15 protein-coding genes and 1 pseudogene are annotated in these 16,724 nt (G+C 65.0%); 10 read left to right on the top strand and 6 right to left on the bottom strand.

What is annotated here, in order from left to right; genetic code table 11:
• From EOA60_RS01995 to argE, 3 genes and pseudogenes are all read right to left on the bottom strand, one after another.
• A pseudogene (locus EOA60_RS01995) lies at window positions 1–189 on the bottom strand (cupin); the annotation flags it as partial.
• Between the two features lie 23 nt (window positions 190–212).
• A complete protein-coding gene (locus EOA60_RS01990) occupies window positions 213–1,136 on the bottom strand; it encodes a glyoxylate/hydroxypyruvate reductase A (protein WP_095825750.1) in 924 nt (307 codons plus the stop codon).
• 13 nt (window positions 1,137–1,149) lie between these two features.
• Window positions 1,150–2,274 (bottom strand): acetylornithine deacetylase, encoded by a 1,125-nt coding sequence (gene argE / locus EOA60_RS01985; RefSeq protein WP_128311038.1) that lies wholly within the window; start codon window positions 2,272–2,274, stop codon window positions 1,150–1,152.
• 234 nt (window positions 2,275–2,508) lie between these two features.
• Between argE and EOA60_RS01980 the strand changes: the two genes are divergently transcribed.
• Window positions 2,509–3,411 (top strand): GNAT family N-acetyltransferase, encoded by a 903-nt coding sequence (locus EOA60_RS01980; protein ID WP_095825748.1) that lies wholly within the window; start codon window positions 2,509–2,511, stop codon window positions 3,409–3,411.
• A gap of 114 nt (window positions 3,412–3,525) precedes the next feature.
• On the opposite strand, the gene EOA60_RS01975 is transcribed toward EOA60_RS01980, so the two are convergent.
• Window positions 3,526–4,419 carry a LysR substrate-binding domain-containing protein gene (locus EOA60_RS01975; RefSeq protein ID WP_095776670.1) on the bottom strand — a complete coding sequence of 298 codons (894 nt, stop codon included), beginning with the start codon at window positions 4,417–4,419 and terminating at the stop codon, window positions 3,526–3,528.
• A 167-nt stretch (window positions 4,420–4,586) separates the two neighbouring features.
• Between EOA60_RS01975 and EOA60_RS01970 the strand changes: the two genes are divergently transcribed.
• From EOA60_RS01970 to EOA60_RS01930, 9 genes are read left to right on the top strand one after another with little or no spacing between them, the layout of a single operon-like run.
• On the top strand, window positions 4,587–5,987 hold the full coding sequence (locus EOA60_RS01970) for an MmgE/PrpD family protein (protein ID WP_095825747.1): 1,401 nt from the start codon (window positions 4,587–4,589) through the stop codon (window positions 5,985–5,987).
• The gene (locus EOA60_RS01965; RefSeq protein ID WP_095801039.1) at window positions 5,977–7,218 is read left to right on the top strand and encodes an FAD-dependent oxidoreductase; all 1,242 of its coding nucleotides are present in this window, start codon (window positions 5,977–5,979) and stop codon (window positions 7,216–7,218) included. Before EOA60_RS01970 ends, EOA60_RS01965 begins: the two co-directional genes overlap by 11 nt.
• Window positions 7,219–7,220: 2 nt before the next feature.
• The gene (locus EOA60_RS01960) at window positions 7,221–7,478 is read left to right on the top strand and encodes a sarcosine oxidase subunit delta (protein ID WP_066989149.1); all 258 of its coding nucleotides are present in this window, start codon (window positions 7,221–7,223) and stop codon (window positions 7,476–7,478) included.
• A complete protein-coding gene (locus EOA60_RS01955) occupies window positions 7,475–10,324 on the top strand; it encodes a 2Fe-2S iron-sulfur cluster-binding protein (protein WP_128311036.1) in 2,850 nt (949 codons plus the stop codon). The genes EOA60_RS01960 and EOA60_RS01955 overlap by 4 nt, the downstream gene beginning before the upstream one ends.
• A 2-nt stretch (window positions 10,325–10,326) precedes the next feature.
• Window positions 10,327–10,926, top strand: coding sequence for a hypothetical protein (locus EOA60_RS01950; protein WP_095801037.1), 600 nt, complete (start codon window positions 10,327–10,329; stop codon window positions 10,924–10,926).
• Window positions 10,923–11,840 (top strand): dihydrodipicolinate synthase family protein, encoded by a 918-nt coding sequence (locus EOA60_RS01945; protein WP_127334717.1) that lies wholly within the window; start codon window positions 10,923–10,925, stop codon window positions 11,838–11,840. The genes EOA60_RS01950 and EOA60_RS01945 overlap by 4 nt, the downstream gene beginning before the upstream one ends.
• A gap of 1 nt (window position 11,841) precedes the next feature.
• Window positions 11,842–12,810, top strand: a complete 969-nt coding sequence (locus EOA60_RS01940) for a D-2-hydroxyacid dehydrogenase (protein WP_095825744.1) — start codon at window positions 11,842–11,844, stop codon at window positions 12,808–12,810.
• A 13-nt stretch (window positions 12,811–12,823) separates the two neighbouring features.
• A complete protein-coding gene (locus tag EOA60_RS01935; RefSeq protein ID WP_095825743.1) occupies window positions 12,824–14,368 on the top strand; it encodes a trimethylamine methyltransferase family protein in 1,545 nt (514 codons plus the stop codon).
• A gap of 34 nt (window positions 14,369–14,402) precedes the next feature.
• Entirely contained in the window at window positions 14,403–15,305 is a 903-nt protein-coding gene (locus tag EOA60_RS01930) for an SMP-30/gluconolactonase/LRE family protein (RefSeq protein WP_164748127.1), read from the top strand.
• Between the two features lie 77 nt (window positions 15,306–15,382).
• Here EOA60_RS01930 and EOA60_RS01925 read toward each other — a convergent pair whose 3' ends face one another.
• Both EOA60_RS01925 and EOA60_RS01920 read right to left on the bottom strand, forming a co-directional pair.
• A complete protein-coding gene (locus EOA60_RS01925; protein WP_067327509.1) occupies window positions 15,383–16,156 on the bottom strand; it encodes a glucose 1-dehydrogenase in 774 nt (257 codons plus the stop codon).
• Between the two features lie 10 nt (window positions 16,157–16,166).
• Window positions 16,167–16,724, bottom strand: a 558-nt coding sequence (locus EOA60_RS01920) for a dihydroorotase family protein (protein WP_164899163.1), incomplete at its 5' end; no start/stop codon positions are given.

Raw genomic sequence — 16,724 nt, 5'->3', positions numbered from 1 at the left:
CAGCCCCTTGATCGAGCGCGTTTCGCCGGGCGTGGCCTCCCAGACGCCGGTATGGACAAGGTCGTCCTTGGCCACGTCCTGCGCCCAGGTTTTGAAGGCGGGATTGCCGGCAATGAGCCGCTCCGGCAGCGCGGTCGATTCGCGGGGCGAAAAGCTCGGGTTGATATCGATGGGCTTGAGCAGGGACAAAGGATGGCCTTTCCAGTTGAGTTTCAATAACCGCGCGACCGGTCGACGAGCCCGATGGGATCGAGCCCGGCGCGGTGGCGCTTGATGTTGTCGATGACGGCCTGGGCGGCGGTCGCGGGTTGGGTCACGCTGGCTATGTGCGGAGTGAGGATGATCTTCGGATGCGACCAGAACGGATGTCCCGCGGGCAGCGGTTCGGGATCGGTCACGTCGATCATCGCCGACGACAAATGGCCGCTATCGAGCGCGGCGACAAGCGCTTCGTGATCGAGCTGCGGGCCTCGACCCGTATGAACGAGAGCCGCCCCGTCAGGCAGTTTCGCGAACAGGCCGGCGTTCAGAAATCCGCGCGTCTCCTCGGTCAGTGGCAGCAGGCAGATCAGTATGTCACTGGCCGCCAGCATCTGCTCCAGCCCAAGCTCGCCATGATAACAGGTCACCCCTTCGAGCCGCCGCGGGGAGCGGCTCCATCCGGAGAGCTGGAAGCCGAAAGGTTTCAGCCGGTCGAGGACGGCTTGGCCAAGCTGTCCGAGGCCGAGCACGCCGATCCGGCGCGACGCGGCTTGAGGCTGAGGGATGTCGCGCCATTCTCCGGGGCGCTGCTGCGCCAGATAGGCCGGCAAGTTGCGGTGGAGCGCAAGCACGGCGAGCGTCACATACTCCTGCATCATACGCACGATGCCCTCCTCGACCATGCGCACGATTTTCACCGGCGCGGGCACCGCGTCGAAGCGGAACTGATCGACGCCGGCGCCGATGGAGAACAGGATTTCGAGGTTGGTGTAGCGGTCGAGGTTCTCCGGCACCGTCCAGGTGATCAGGTAGCGCACTGCGTCGGGATCGACCGTAGAGGCATCGATCGTGAAGGGGAGGTCCGGCAACTCCTTAGCGAAGGCCTCGGCGAAGATCGCGCCACGCCGCGCGTCGGAATTGAAGAGGAATGTCATTCCGGCTGCTCCTTCAGGCCGCGCATCGCGCGCCCAGCGCCTCGATCATCTGCTGGCAGGCGGCGAGCTCGCTGGCGAGAATATATTCGTCCGGCTTGTGGGCGCGCCCGATATCGCCGGGGCCGCAGATGATCGCATCGAGCCCGGAGCCTTGGTAAAGTCCGGCCTCCGTCCCGTAGCTGACGGCGGCTAAAGGCGCTTCGCCGGTCAATTCGCGCAGCAGTCCCGCCAGAGCCGAGTCTTGCGGCAGCGACAGCGCCGGATAGGCGCTGATCGGCTTCCATTCAACAACATAGCCTTGAGCGGCAAGAGCTTCAGCCCGCGCCTTGACCGGGGTGAGCAAGCCAGCCGGTTCGATGCCCGGTATTGCGCGCGCCTCCAGGTCGAGCGTGCAGCTGTCGGGGATGATGTTGACCGACTGGCCGCCTGCGATCACACCGGCCTGCAGCGAGGAATAGGCCGGCTCAAAGGTTGGGTCGGACGGGCCATGCATCAGCCGCTCCGCTTCACTCACGGCGGCGCTCAGCACATCGGACATCGCATGGATGGCGTTAAGCCCAAGATCCGGTCGCGAGGAGTGGCCGGAGCGGCCGCTGATGATTACGCGGGCGGCCGCCTTGCCCTTGTGGCCGCGCACGGCGCGCATGCCGCTCGGCTCGCCGACGATGACGCCGAGCGGCTTGGCGCAAAGCTTGGGCAGCCCGGCGATCAAATGCGGCACGCCCCGGCACCCGATCTCCTCGTCATAGGAGAAGGCGAGGTGGATCGGTCTGGCGAGGCGCAGCCGCACAAGCGCAGGCACGGCGGCGAGCGCGGCGGCGAGAAACCCCTTCATGTCGGTGGTGCCGCGTCCGTAGAGCCGTTCGCTCTCCCGGCGCAGCGAAAAAGGGGCCGAACTCCATTGCGGCTCGCCGGCGGGGACGACGTCCATATGGCCGGATAGGATGTAGCCCGGAACCTCGGCCGGGCCGATGGTGGCGAAAAGATTGAAACGGTCGCCCTCTGGCCCTGGGAGCAGGGTGACCTTCGCGCCTTGTTCGGCGAGATGAGCCTCGATCCAGCCGGCAATGTCGCCGTTGGGCTTGCCGGCGACCGACGGAAAGGCGACGAGACGGTCGAGGATGTCGAAGACGTCCATTGCAGCCCTCAAGGCATTTAGGGTTCGCCGGCATCGATGCCGCATGCTGGCGAATTTCCGCAGAGGATGGGTGCGTTGCCACGCGATTGCATGCCGAAAGCGGAAGTATTTCAGTTGAATCTTGCGTTGGTGCACGGCTTTCGAGCAAATCCTGTGGGGTTTGCTTGTCTAGCGTTGGCGGGCACGGGTCAGCGGTCTGCTCGCCCGTTGATTTTTGAGGGTTCTTTCAGGGCCATGGAAGTGAAGCCGTCCGAAAGCTTGAAAATCGATGCCTTCTCGATGCGTATCGGCGACGTCCAAGATGTCGACCTGGAGAGGTTGCACGCGCTCTCGCTGTCAGTGGGATGGCCGCATCGCGCCGAGGACTGGCAATTCCTGCGTGAATCGGGCCAGGGCTTCGTGGCGCTCGATGAGATCGGCCGGGCTCTCGGTTCGGCCATGTGGTTCCCGCATGGCGCCAATTTCGCCACCGTGGGGATGGTCATCACCTCGCCGCGGCTTCAGACGCAGGGGGCGGCGCAATGGCTAATGAAGCGGATCTTCGACAGGATTCCCGGGCGCGATCTGCGCCTCAACGCAACCCGTGCTGCGCGGCGGCTTTATCTCTCTCTCGACTTCCAGCCGGAGAAGACCGTCTATCAATGCCAGGGCATCGCCCGCGTGCCGACAGCGGGCCGGCCGACGGAAGGGCGCGGCAACGTCCGGACCTTGGACGCGGGCGATATTGCGGCGGCGATCGCGCTGGACGCGGCGGGATTTGGCGTGAGGCGGACAGCGCTCATCGAAAAGCTCTTCGAGCATTCGGCCGGCTACGGCCTTTTCGACGGGAACAAGCTGACCGCTTTTGCCTTCTGCCGACCGTTCGGGCGGGGCCATGTCATAGGGCCGGTCGTGGCGGGAAGCGACCCCGACGCCCTTGCGGTCGTCCGGCCGCACGTGGCCGACCATTCGGGATATTTCCTCAGGATCGACACGCACATGGACAATGGCGAGTTCGCCGCCTTCCTGTCGCACAGCGGAATGCCGGTCTTCGATACGGTGCTGACCATGTCGAAGGGCAAATGCCTTGGCGATTTCTCCGACGGCGGCTCGGCTAGGCCGAAGACCTATGCCTTAGCAAGTCAAACCCTCGGGTAGTTGTCTTCGGATTGCTTCTTTCTCCCAGACGCGAGTGCGAGGAGGGGAAACGGACGCATGACTGAGACGGCACGATAAAGGCACCGGCATCATCATGGCTGCCCAGCCGTCAGCCTAAACGGTTTCTACATGGGCGTTGGCTCGTTCCATGATCCACCCTCTGACGGTCCTCACCACGCTGCCTTTCGAGAGCTGGCTCTCCGAAAGATAATAGGTCCATGGACTGGCGGCCCGCACGGGGAAAGGCTCCACCAGAAGCCCGCGGCTGATATAGGTTCTCGCCAGCGAATATTGCGTGGCGACGCAGCCCGCGCCCATCGCCGCCAGTTCCAGCGCAATGTTCGAGGCGTTCGTGGTGATGCCTTTCTCATAATCCGAAATGTCGATCTGCAGCGCGTCGCCCATGCATTGCCAATATTCTTGGCGGCCATGGACGAAGATCCAGTCGACGTTGAGGATATCGCGCGGCGAGCGCAGCCCTTTCGGCCCGGACAGCAGCCCGGGTGCGCAGAGGATGGCGAGCTGGTCGTTCCACAGCGGAACGCCACTCGGCGGGCGGTCGTCGAAGCGGCGGGTCGAGATGGTGATGTCGGCGATCTGCTCGCTGAGGTCTTCCCAGATCGTGCCGTGCAGAACGACCTCGATCTCCGGATGGATTTGCCGGAACGCCGCCATGCAGCCGGCCAGCCAGTTTTCGGCCAGGCTCATCGGACAGGAGATGACGACCGTCCTGTTGCGCGAGGAGGCGACGATCGCCTCCGTGGCGTGATCGATCTGGTCGAGCGCCTGCCGCAGCGTCGGCAGGAAAGCCTCGCCCATTTCGGTCAGCTTCAGGCTGCGCGGATAGCGCACGAAAAGCTGCCGGCCAAGATAATGTTCCAGCCCCCGCACATGATTGCTGACCGCCGCCTGGGTATAGCCGAGCTCGTTGGCAGCAAGGGTGAAGCTGAGATGCCGCGCCGAGCACTCGAACGAGCGGATATAGTTCAGTGGGGGTGGCGGCTTCATGCGATCGCTCCTTGGCAAAGCGAAAACTAGACCGGCGCCGTTGGCCTCCGCAACCGCCTTGACCTCGATTTTTTTGTGCGATGGCGCCAAACTAATTACGTGCCTGGCCCATGAGACCAAATTATTCGTAGTTACCTTGGAGCGATCGGGACGCGAAAGGTGGCGCCATGGACCAGCGGACGGCGGAAGGTGAGTCTGCTTCCACCGCAATTGCCCGTGTTGCCGACTTCGTGCTGCGCAGGTTGGCCGGCGCGTTCCCACGCGACGTTCTGAAATCGGCAGCCCTCCAGTTCCTCGACACGATGGGCATTGCCATCGCCGCCGGCCCGATGCAGGCGGGGCAAATCGCGCGCGACGCCGCGGTTATGCTCTACGGTTCCGGCGCCGACCGGCACGCAGCGAGGATGATCTTCGACGGCAGGCGCGCCAGCATGGCCGGCGCCGCCTTCGCGGCAGCGACCCAGATCGACAATCTCGACGGCCATGATGGTTACCCGCCGACCAAGGGGCACATCGGCGTGGCGGTTATCCCGGCGCTGCTTGCGCTCGCAGAAGAAAAGCCGGAGTTGACTGGCCCCGAGGCGCTGGCCGCGATCGTCGTCGGCTATGAGATCGCGGGGCGGGCCGGCATTGCGCTGCACGCAACCGTCTCGGACTATCACACCTCCGGCGCGTGGAATTCTCTTGGCGTGGCGGCGGTCGCGGCCCGCGTGCTTTCGCTTGACGACGATCAACTGCGCCATGCTTTCGGCATCGCCGAGTATCACGGACCGCGCAGCCAGATGATGCGCGAGATCGCAACGCCGACCATGCTTCACGACGGCTCAGGCATGGGGGCGCTGGTCGGGCTGTCGGCCGCCGTGCTTGCCGAAGCGGGTTTCGCCGGCGCGCCGGCCATCACGGTCGAGGCGCCGGAGGTCGCGGCACATTGGGATGACCTCGGCCTGTTCTGGCAGATGACCCGGCAATACATAAAACCCTATCCGGTCTGCCGCTGGGCCCATGCGGCGATCGACGCGACGCGCGCGCTTTGCCTGCAGCATGGGCTTCGGCCGGAAGACATACGCAAAGTCCATGTCAACAGCTTCCACTATGCGGCGACGCTGTTTGCCGGCATGCCGGACACGACATCAAAGGCGCAGTACAGCCTGCCCTTCGCCGTGGCCACGATGATCCTCCATGGCCGGATCGGCGTGGAGCACATTTCGGGCTCAGGTCTGCGCGATGCCGCCGTCGCGGATATGCTGAAGCGCGTCGAGGTGAACGAGGCGGCGAAGCACAGCGACCGTTTCCCCGCCGGGCGCTGGGCCGACGTGCAGATCGAGACGGTTGACGGCCGGCGGCTGGAGTCCGGAGATGTCCACGCACGCGGCGGCCCCGAAGCCCCGTTCAGCGAAGACGATATCGTCGCCAAGTACATGGAGTTTGCGTCGCCCGTTCTCGGCTCGACCAGGGCCGCCGCGATCCGGGACGGTATTCTCGGCCTGACCGACGCCGACCACCGGTTTTCCGAGGTGACCGCTCTGGTCTACGATCCTCCTGGCGGCCAGGGCAGCCATGCCGCTTAGGCTTCTCAAGTACGGGCTTAGCCGCGACTATCCGGTGACGGGCGACATTCCTGCGACGCCTGAGCTGAAGCCGTCCTATGACGTGGTCATCGTCGGTGGCGGCGGGCATGGCTTGGCCTGCGCGCATTATCTGTCGAAATACCATGATATCGCCAGCATCGCGGTGCTCGAAAAAGGCTATCTGGCCGGCGGCAATACCGCACGCAACACCACGACGATCCGCTCCAATTACATCACCCAGGAAGGCGTCGCCTTCTACAAGGAAGGCGTTTCGCTCTTCGAAGCGCTGTCGCAGGAACTCGACTTCAACGTCATGTTCTCGCAGCGCGGCCAGCTGACGCTCGCACACACGGAAGCGACGCTGCGCGCCTTCCATCTGCGCGCCGAGATGGGCAAGCATATGGGCACGCGCACCGAGGTGATCGACGCAAAAGAGGTCGAGAAGCTGGTGCCCGAACTCAACATGGATCGCGGCGGCGCGCTCGAGATCCTCGGCGGCCTCTGGCATGCCGATGGCGGCACGGCCCGCCACGATGCGGTTGCCTGGGGCTTCGCCGCGCAGGCCTCGCGCCGCGGCGCCGAAATCCACCAGCGCACCGAAGTTCAAGGCTTTGAGGTCGAGACCGGTCGGGTGCGCGCTGTGGTGACGAACCGCGGACGGATCGCCTGCGGCTCCGTGCTCATCGCCGCCGGCGGCATGAACTACGATGTCGCCATGATGGCCGGCGTGGAACTGCCGATCCGCTGCTACCCCTTGCAGGCAATGGTGACGCAGCCGCTGAAGCCCTGGCTCCACACGCTGGTCTCGTCCGTGTCGCTGCACACCTATCTGGTGCAATCCTCGCGCGGCGAGATCGTCATCGGTGGCGGCTCGGATCCGTACCAGCTCTATTCGACCCGCTCGACGCTGGACATGAAGGAGCATCTGGCGGAAGGCGCCGTGCATCTCTTTCCCTTCCTGCAAAGTGTGCGGCTGCTGCGGCAATGGGCCGGCATCACCGACATGACGCCGGACTACAGCCCGATCATGGGCGCCAGCCCTCTCGCCAATCTGTGGCTCGATTGCGGCTGGGGCACCTGGGGCTTCAAGGCGACTGCGGTCGCCGGCAAGCGCATGGCGGAAACCATCGCCAGGGGCCGGGTTCCCGACCTGCTGAAGCCGTTTGCGCTGGAGCGCTTCGAGAAGTTCCGACTGCTCAACGAAATGGGCGCCACGGCGGCGAGCCACTGACCATGAAGCTGCTTGACTGCCCCATGAACGGCCCGCGCAACATCGACGAATTCCAGTCCTTCGGTCCGCTGCGGCAGGCGCCCGATGCGGATGCTGCCGCCGACGCTGAGTGGGCAAGGCATCTCTTTCGCGCGGACAATCGAAAAGGTGTAGTGGTCGAGTGGTGGCGGCACGTGCCGAGCAACTTCTTCTTCCTCGCCGAGCGCGACGTCGTCACCAACGAAATCATCCGCACCTATGCGCCTGGGAGCCGGCCATGACGCGGCTTGGCACGCCATACGGCTCGCGCCTCGACCGGACGCGGCCTGTCCGCTTCACCTTCGAAGGCAAGGCTTATCATGGCTTTGCCGGCGACTGCATCGCCAGCGCGCTGGCGGCCTCGGACCAGTGGGTCCTGTCGCGCTCGTTCAAATACCACCGGCCGCGCGGCATCATGACCATGGCCGGCGCGGAAGCGAACACGCTGGTGCAATTGCCGTCGGAGCCGAATGTTCCCGCCGACCTGACGCCGCTCCAGGACGGCATGATGGTGACGGCGCAGAACGTCAACGGCTCGCTGGAAAACGACCGCGATGCGGTGATCGACCGCTTTGGACGTTTCCTGCCGGTCGGCTTCTACTACCGCACCTTCATGGGTCCGAGACAGGACAGCTGGCTCCGCTTCTGGGAGCCGATGATCCGTCGCAAGGCGGGGCTCGGGATCGTCGACGTCAAGGCGCCGCATCTGAGTTTCGACAAGGCGCATCTTCACTGCGACCTGCTGGTCGTCGGCGCGGGGCCGGCGGGTCTATCGGCTGCGATCTCGGCCGCACAAGCCGGCGCCGACGTGCTGTTGTGCGACGACAATCCCGAAATTGGCGGTTCGCTGACCTATCGCCGCTGCGATCCGGGCATATTGTTCAGTCTGGCAGCCAAGGCAGCCAAGCTCCCCAATCTGCGCATCATGACCGGCACCATCTGCAACGGCTGGTATGAGGACAATTGGCTGCCGCTGATCCAGGGCAACCGGCTCTACCGAACCCGCGCCCGCGAGGTTGTCCTGGCGACAGGCGCCATCGAGCAGCCGGCGGTGTTCCGCAACAACGATCTGCCTGGCATCATGGCCGGCGGCGCCGTGCAACGATTGCTCCGCCATTACGCGGTGCAGCCTGGCCGGCGGGCAGTCGTGCTGGCCGCCAATGACGATGGCTACGACTCCGCGCTGGATCTGGTCGAGGCTGGCGTCGAACTGGCCGCGATCGTCGATCCTCGGCCAAATGCCGGCGACCGCGCCGGTGAGCTTCGGGCCAGGGGGATAGGGATCCTCGCAGGCGCACCGATCGAGGAAGCGTCCGGGACGCGCGGCAACAAGCATGTGACGCGGGTCCGCGTTGGCAGCCGCTGGATCGACTGCGATCTCGTGGCGGTCTCCGTCGGCTCGGTGCCTGCCTGGCAGTTGCCCTGCCATGCGGGAGCGATAGTTGGCTACGACGATGCGACGGCGCGAATGACGCTCAGTCTGCCGGTGGGCGCGGCCGTCCGGCTGGCAGGCGCCGTTGCCGGCAAATCGCGGTTGCAGTCTGCGATGGCCGACGGCCGCCGCGCCGCGCGCGAGGCTCTGGAGCGGCTCGGCCACGGCGATCCTCCTGACGTGCAGAACGAATGCGAGCCCGAGACAGCTGCCTGGGCACAACCGCTCGCCGGCAACGCAAAAGGTCGCGACTTCGTCGATTTCGATGAGGATCTGCAGGTCAAGGACCTGCGGAATGCGGTCAAGGAAGGCTATCGCGAACTCGAACTGGTGAAGCGCTTTTCCACCGTCGGCATGGGGCCTAGCCAGGGCCGCCATTCGGCGCTCGCCACGGCGCGGATCGTCGCCGAAGCGACGGAGCGTGGGGTTGGCGAGGTGGGCGTCACCACGGCGCGGCCGCCGACCGGACCGGAGAAGCTCGGCGTGCTCGCCGGCCATCACGAGCCGTTGGAGCGGCGCACCGCGCTGCATGCGCGCCATCTCGCACTCAACGCTCGCATGAAGCCGATCGGTGCCTGGTGGCGGCCGTATTTTTACGGGCCGGAAGACCGGATAGACCGCCTGGTCCGCGAAGAGATCGCCGCGGTCCGCAACGGCGTCGGCATGCTCGACGTGTCGACTTTGGGCAAGCTGGAGATCCGCGGTCCTGACGCCGGCGCCTTCCTCGATCGGATGTACACGATGGCGCATGCCAACCAGTCCGTCGGCCGCGTCCGCTACTGCCTGATGCTCAACGAGATGGGCACGGTTATCGATGACGGCGTCGCCTATCGTCTCGCCGATGACCTGTTCTACGTCACCGCGACGACCGGCGCCGTCGCCCGCGTGCAGGCCGACATGCTGTTCTGGAATGCGCAGTGGCGGCTGAAGGTCGACGTGCTCAACGTCACGGCAGCATTTTCCGGCATGAACGTCACCGGCCCGAAGGCGCGTGAGGTCTTGCAGGCGCTAGATGGCGACATCGATTTCTCGCGCGATGCTTTCCCCTATCTCCACGGGCGCGAAGGCATGCTGGCCGGCCTGCCGGTGCGTGTGATGCGGATCGGCTTCACGGGCGAGGTGAGCTACGAGCTGCACTGTCCTTCGAGCTATGCGGTCGCGCTGTGGGACGCTTTGTCCGAGGCCGGCAAGCCGCATGGCTTGCGTCCCTATGGACTCGAGGCCTCGCGCATGCTGCGGCTTGAAAAGGGGCATATCCTGATCGGCCAGGATACCGACGCGCTGACCACGCCCAACGAGCTCGGTTTCGGCTGGGCGGTGTCGAAGAAGAAGCCCTTCTTCATCGGCAAGCGGTCGATCGAGATGCGGACGAGGCTTGGCGAAAGGCGCCGGCTCGTCGGCCTCTCTTTCGAGGGTGCAAGCAATATCCCCGGCGAGTCCTGCCTGGTGCTGCGCGGCGGCAACCCGGTTGGGCAGATCACTTCGATTGGCTTCTCGCCAACGCTTGGCCACACAGTCGCGCTGGCCTATGTCCATATCGACGACGCTGCTCCCGGCAGCAAGGTCACGGTGAAGTGTCGCAGCGGCGAATTGGTGCAGGTGCCGGTGATCGGTCACGCCTTCGTCGATCCGCAGAACGTCCGGCAGGAGATGTAACGATGGCCGGTCTTGCCATGCGGACATTTCCCCTGTCGCCGAACGGCTCGGCCGCTGAAGCAGTTCTGCCAAATGGGCAGCTGATAGTGACCGATCTGGCGGCCCGATCGCGCTTCGGCATCAAGGGTCCGGGCAGTTCAGCCTGGCTCGAAGCGCAGGGTCTCTCCTTACCGCCCGTCAATCGCATCGCCATACAGGGCGGCGTCAGGCTGCTAAGACTTGGCAGCGAAGATTTCCTGGCGATTGACGATATAGGGGCCGGTGGCGCCGCCGCAAAGCTTATAGCCGACTGGCAGGTCGAGAAGGACCCGCGCGGCTATTGGTCCTGGCGCGAGGAGGGCTGGAGCTGGATGCGACTTTCCGGCCAGTCGGCAGAAGCGGTGATGGCGAGGCTTTGCGCACTGGACCTCAGGCCTGCCCGTTTTGCCGATGACGAGATCGCGCAGACGCGCGTCGCCCATCTCGAAGCCGTGCTTGTGCGCAGCGTGGGGGGCTTCGACATCTTCTTCGACATCGCCTCGACAGCATTCTTTATCAGAACAGTCGACGCGGCGGCGCAGCTCGCCGACGGCGACACGACGACCCGGGAGAACCATCGATGAACAGCGTACAAGGCGTCATTGCGCCCATCCTGACGCCCTTCGACAAAGACGGCAGCGTCGCCCGCGATCTGTGGGTCAACCATGCGAAATGGGTGCTTGCTCAGGGCGCGCATTACCTTTCGCCGTTTGGGACGACCGGCGAGGCGCTGTCGCTGTCGCCGCGCGAACGCATGCAAGCCCTGGAGTGGCTGGCCGAGGCCGGCATCCCGGCCGATAAGATGATGCCCGGCACAGGCTTGACCGCGCTGCCCGAGACGCTCGAACTGAGCCGGCATGCCCTGGAACTCGGCTGCGCCGGCGTCATGGTGCTGCCTTCGTTCTTCTACACCGCGGCGGGCGATGACGGGCAGGCGCGCTACTATTCGGAACTGGTCGAGAAAGTCGCCAGCCCGAAGCTCAAGCTGATCCTCTATCACATCCCGCAGAATTCCGGGGTGCCGGTATCGCCGGCGCTGACGGCGCGGCTCAACGCGGCATTTCCCGAAACCGTTGTCGCCTACAAGGACAGTGCCGGGAACTGGGACAACACCGCCGCCGTGATCGCGGCGGCGCCCAACGTCTCGGTCTTCCCGAGTTCCGAGGGCCAGCTTACCCAAGGCCTGGTCGCCGGCGCGGCGGGCTGCATTTCCGCTTCCGTCAACCTCAACGCCAGGGCTATCCGCGCCGTCTATGACGGCGCGCGCGCCGGCCGCGACGTCTCAGCCGCCGATGCCGCCATAAAGGAATTTCGAAAGGCGGTTCAGACCGCCGGGCTGATCGGCGGCATGAAAGCGGCACTTGCCGTGCGCTCCGGCGACCAGCGCTGGCTCAATCTGCGCGCGCCGCATGAGAACACCAGCCCGCAGGCAGGCAAGGCTTTGCTCGAGGCGCTGGGTCCTCTTGCCGATCACATTCCAGGTCCGAGGCGGGGCTGAAATGTCCGCGCGGCCAACAATCATCGTCAGCAGCGACGCGCCGGACGGGCCGATTGCGGTGCTGGCGGAAACCCATCCAGATATCAGGGTGCTTGGCTGCGACAGCTACGAGGCGCTTCCCGATCTGATTGCGGACACCGGCGCCGAGGTGGTGTTCACCATCAAATTCGACCGGGGATCGCGCTATCCGCGTGCGGCGCTGGTCGAGAGCCCGACCGTGCGCTGGGTTTCGGTCGGCGGCTCCGGCACGGATCACCTGCGCCCCTGGAATCCGACAAAGGTGACGATAACCAATTCGGCCGGCGTCGCCGCCGACATGATGGCCGAATATGTCTTAGGCGCGATGCTTTCCTTCTCTCTTGGCCTGCGCGGCTTCGCGCGCGAGCAGGCTGCCAGGAGTTGGACGGCCGGCAAGGTCGAGCCGATCCAGGGCAAGACGCTTCTGATCCTTGGGCTCGGCAAGACGGGGCAGGCGGTCGCCGTCCGGGCCAGGGCCTTCGGCATGACGACCCTGGGCGTGCGCGCCAGCCCGAAACCGACCTACCACATCGATGAGGTGCACGGCATGGCCGACCTGCCCAGCCTGTGGGGCCGTGCCGATTTCATCTTGTGCGCGGTGCCGCTGCTCGAAAGCACACGTGGCATGGTGGGCAGCGAAGCCTTCTCGGCGATGAAGCCTTCGGCGGTGCTGATCGACGTTTCCCGCGGCGGCGTCGTCGACGAGGCGGCGCTCCTTGCGGCGCTCGACGGTGGCCGGATCAAGGGCGCGGCGCTCGACGTCTTCGCCCTCGAGCCGCTGCCGCCGGCGCATCCGCTGTGGGGCTACGAGAACGTGATCGTCACGCCGCATTGCTCGTCCGTCTACGACGGCTGGGACGTGAAGTCGGCACGCATGTTTGCCGAGAATCTCGCCCGCTACCGGCGCGGCGAGCCTTTGGCGAATGTGGTGGATCCGGGACGCGGCTATTAAGGAGGACAGGCCGATGACAGCGCATGACAGGCGAAGCGGCGGACGGCGCACCAGAGCGGCCGGGCGCAGTGGCGGCGGCATTGCGCAACTGCCCTGGCAGCGCGTCACAAACCCCTACGCGCCGATGCAGATCCTCGACGAGGAGCAGATGGACAAGCTCCACCGGACCTCGATGCGTATTATGTCCGAACTCGGCATCCGCGTCATGGGCGAGAAGGTGCTGGGTATCTTCGAGGCCGCGGGCGCCATCGTTGATCGGGCCGAGAACACGGTGCGGATCGACGAGAGTATCGTCAGAGAAGCGCTTAGGAACGCGCCATCGTCCTTCTCGCTAAGCTCGCGCAATCCGGACAAGCAGATCCGCATCGGCGGCAATTCGCTGGTGTTCGGGCTGGTCGCCGGGCCGCCCAATGTGCATGACCGCATCAACGGCCGCCGGCAGGGCAATCTGGCTGACTATGAGAACTTCATCCGCCTCGCGCATCATTTCAACGCCATCCATATCATCGGCAACCAGGTGGTGGCGCCTATGGAGCTGCCGGCGAATTCGCGCCATCTCGACACCTATCGCGCCAATCTCACGCTGTCGGATCTGAGCTTCCATTGCTCGGCGATCGGCCGCGGCCGCGCCATGGATAGCATCGCCATGACGGCGATCGCACGCGGCACGACCATCGAGGCACTGCGCAATTCGCCGGGGGTCACGACGATTATTTCCGTCAACTCGCCGCGCCTGTTCGACGAGGCGATGGCCGAAGGCCTGATCGCCATGGCCGAGCACGGCCAGCCGGTGACGATCACGCCCTTCACCCTGATGGGCGCCATGACCCCGGTGACGCTGGCCGCGGCTCTTGCGCAGCAGAATGCCGAGGCCCTGTTCGGCGTGACGCTGACGCAGCTGGTCAATCCCGGCACGCCGGTGATGTATGGCGCCTTCACGTCCAATGTCGACATGCGTTCCGGCGCGCCTGCCTTCGGCACGCCGGAGAACGCCAAGGCCAACATCGTCGCCGGACAGCTGGCGCGGCGCTATAACCTTCCCTACCGCACCTCCAATGCCAATGCCTCCAATGTCGTCGACCTGCAGGCGGCCTATGAGACCGAGATGGCGACCTGGGGCGCGGTGCTCGGCGGCGCGAACCTGATCTATCACGCCGCCGGATGGCTGGAGGGCGGGCTGACAGCCTCCTACGAGAAGCTCGTCCTCGACGTCGAGATCCTGCAGAACATGATGGAGTTCCTGCGGCCGATGCCGTTCGAGGAGGACGACCTCGGCTTCGAGGCGATCAAGGCCGTGCCGACCGGCGGACATTTCTTCGGGTCGGAGCACACCATGGCGCGCTACGAGACCGCCTTCTACCGGCCGATGCTGTCCAATTGGCAAAATTACGGCAGCTGGCAGGAAGCGGGCGGCCACGATGCGCTGGAGCGGGCGACGCAGCTCTGGCAGCAGGCACTCAGCGACTACGAGGAACCGGTTATGGATCCAGCCATCCGCGAGGAGCTGGACGCCTATGTGGCGCGCCGCAAGGAGGAGATCGGCGCCGGCGAGCCCTAAGCGCCTGGAGTTCAACGAAAGAAAGGGGAAGCGCATGACAAGACAGCATTTGCTGGGCACAGTGTTAGCCCTCGCTCTTACCGCATCGGCACACGCCGCGAACGTCAAGGTGATCAATGACGACGCTTGGTTCGCCGAGGGCCCGATCTGGTACCAGGACAAGCTCTTCTACGTCGAATACGGCCGCGGCACTGTGGACGTTTGGGACGGCAAGAAGAACGCGATTTTCTGGAAGATGGATGGCTGCGGCCCTTCGGCCGTGCTGCCGACCGCGACGGGCGAATTCGTCGTCACCTGCTACGACAACAACACGATCGGCCGCATCTCGGCCGACGGCAAGACGCTGCCGGCCTACGACAAGGACACCGACGGCAAGCCGTTCAGCGGCCCCAATGATTTCGCGCCGGACAAGGAGGGCGGCATCTACTTCACCGGCTCCGGCAAGGGCGGTCCGCTGATCGACGCGTCGGCCTACTACATCGGCAAGGACGGCAGCGTGAAGAAGGTGGCTGGCGACCTGCACAATGCCAATGGGCTGGTCATGTCGAACGACGGCAAGATGCTCTACCTGGTCGAAACCGAGGACAACCGCATCATCGAGTTCGATGTCGGGGCCGATCACAGCTTGAGCAACCGTCGCGTCTTCCTTCGGCTCGACGATCTGTTCCCGAACCAGCCGCATATCTGGCCGGACGGCATCAAGATGGACGAGGCTGGCGAGATGTATATCGGCCAGAGCCCGCGCTCCCTCGACGCGCCGGGCAAGATCATAGTGGTGGACAAGGACGCCAGCCTCTTGCGCACGCTTTCGGTGCCGTCGCCGTCCATGCCGAACTTCGCCTTCGGGCCCGATGAAAAGGAGCTTTACGTGATGGCCCTCGACCAGATCGATGCAGCACCTTGGCACGGCAAGGTCTACGAAGTGCCGAATAAGTAGCTGCGATCGTCGTGATCGTCGGATAGGAAGGAGGCTGGCCGCTTTGCAGCCGGCCTTTGCTTTCGCGCGATGACCGCTCAGCCGGCCATCCAGCCGCCGTCCACCATCAGGTTGATCCCGGTGACGTATGTCGCAAGGTCGCTGGCCAGGAAAAGCGCCGCGCCGGCGACATCGTTCGGCTCGCCAAGCCGCGGCCATGGCGTGCGGCGGCGCGAATAGTCGAGCGCATCAGGGTCGTTGGCGATGCCCGGCTTGCCGGTGATGATCTTGCCGGGAGCTATCGCATTGCAGACGATCAGGTCCTCGGCGTGATCGACCGCGATCTGGCGCGTCATCTGCACGATCGCGCCCTTGCTAACCGAATAGGGGAAATCGCCCGGGCAGGCGACCATACCGTGCTGCGAGGCGATATTGATGATGCGCCCGCGTACGCCGTTGACCGGCTCCTGCCTGAGCATCTGCAGCACCGCCTGTTGCGAGCAGTAGAAGAAGCCGGTGACGTTGACGTCGATCACCTTCGCCCATTGCTCCGGCGTGGTCTGGAGCAGATTGGTCGAGGTGTAGACCGCGGCGTTGTTGACCAGGATATCCAGCCGCCCGAACCGGTCCACCGCCTGCCGCATCATGGTTATGACGGCCTGCTGATCGGCGATGTCCGTGGAGATGAAGATCGCCTCACCGCCAGCCGCTTCGATCAGCCGGACCGTTGTTTCGCCGCCTTCGATAGCTTCCTCGCGCGTATCGGCGACCACCACCTTCGCGCCGTCCTGCGCGTAGCGTTGCGCGATGGCGCGGCCGATGCCGGAGCTCGCGCCGGTGACAATGGCAACCTTGCCGTCCAGAAGACCCATCTTGCCTGCCTCAGCTTTCCCACCGCACCACTTGGCCTTGTCCCGGGTTGACCAGCGCGCCGTCACGCGTGATTTCCTCGCCGCGCAGGAACACCTGCCGCAAGGTGGCTGAAACGCTCCAGCCGTCGAACGGCGTGTAGCCGGCCTTTGACTTCTGGTCGGCATCGCGGATGGCAAAGGTTCGCGTCGGGTCGATGATGAGGATGTCGGCATCGTGGCCGACGGCCAGCCTGCCCTTGCGCCGGCCAAGCCCGAACCTTTCGGCCGGATTGGCCGCGCACAGGCGCGCGATGTCGCGCAGCCCAATCAGGCCTTCGTCGACGAGCTTGAGCATGACGGAGAGCAGCGTCTGCAGTCCGGGCATACCGCCCGGGATGTCCGCGAAAGCCGGATAGCTGGCGGCCTTCTCGGCAGGGCTGTGTGGCGCGTGATCGGTGGCGATGATGTCGATCAGCCCGGCCGCTACAGCCTCGCGAAGCCGCTGCACATCTTGCCTCGGCCGGAACGGCGGTGATCCCTTCAGTCGCGCGCCTTGCTTTTCGTAGTCGTCCGCGCAGAAGAACAGGTT

Source organism: Mesorhizobium sp. M1A.F.Ca.IN.020.06.1.1, assembly GCF_004023265.1.
GTDB lineage: Bacteria > Pseudomonadota > Alphaproteobacteria > Rhizobiales > Rhizobiaceae > Mesorhizobium.
This window is presented reverse-complemented; position numbering and strand designations above follow the sequence as displayed.

Excerpts from the sequence above, each read along its gene's own strand:
- EOA60_RS01935 (WP_095825743.1), top strand. The coding sequence starts at position 12,824 with ATGACAGCGCATGACAGGCGAAGCGGCGGACGGCGCACCAGAGCGGCC.
- EOA60_RS01965 (WP_095801039.1), top strand. The coding sequence starts at position 5,977 with ATGCCGCTTAGGCTTCTCAAGTACGGGCTTAGCCGCGACTATCCGGTG.
- EOA60_RS01980 (WP_095825748.1), top strand. The coding sequence starts at position 2,509 with ATGGAAGTGAAGCCGTCCGAAAGCTTGAAAATCGATGCCTTCTCGATG.
- EOA60_RS01960 (WP_066989149.1), top strand. The coding sequence starts at position 7,221 with ATGAAGCTGCTTGACTGCCCCATGAACGGCCCGCGCAACATCGACGAA.
- EOA60_RS01925 (WP_067327509.1), bottom strand. The coding sequence starts at position 16,156 with ATGGGTCTTCTGGACGGCAAGGTTGCCATTGTCACCGGCGCGAGCTCC.
- EOA60_RS01945 (WP_127334717.1), top strand. The coding sequence starts at position 10,923 with ATGAACAGCGTACAAGGCGTCATTGCGCCCATCCTGACGCCCTTCGAC.
- EOA60_RS01975 (WP_095776670.1), bottom strand. The coding sequence starts at position 4,419 with ATGAAGCCGCCACCCCCACTGAACTATATCCGCTCGTTCGAGTGCTCG.
- EOA60_RS01990 (WP_095825750.1), bottom strand. The coding sequence starts at position 1,136 with ATGACATTCCTCTTCAATTCCGACGCGCGGCGTGGCGCGATCTTCGCC.
- argE (WP_128311038.1), bottom strand. The coding sequence starts at position 2,274 with ATGGACGTCTTCGACATCCTCGACCGTCTCGTCGCCTTTCCGTCGGTC.
- EOA60_RS01950 (WP_095801037.1), top strand. The coding sequence starts at position 10,327 with ATGGCCGGTCTTGCCATGCGGACATTTCCCCTGTCGCCGAACGGCTCG.
- EOA60_RS01955 (WP_128311036.1), top strand. The coding sequence starts at position 7,475 with ATGACGCGGCTTGGCACGCCATACGGCTCGCGCCTCGACCGGACGCGG.
- EOA60_RS01930 (WP_164748127.1), top strand. The coding sequence starts at position 14,403 with ATGACAAGACAGCATTTGCTGGGCACAGTGTTAGCCCTCGCTCTTACC.
- EOA60_RS01970 (WP_095825747.1), top strand. The coding sequence starts at position 4,587 with ATGGACCAGCGGACGGCGGAAGGTGAGTCTGCTTCCACCGCAATTGCC.
- EOA60_RS01940 (WP_095825744.1), top strand. The coding sequence starts at position 11,842 with ATGTCCGCGCGGCCAACAATCATCGTCAGCAGCGACGCGCCGGACGGG.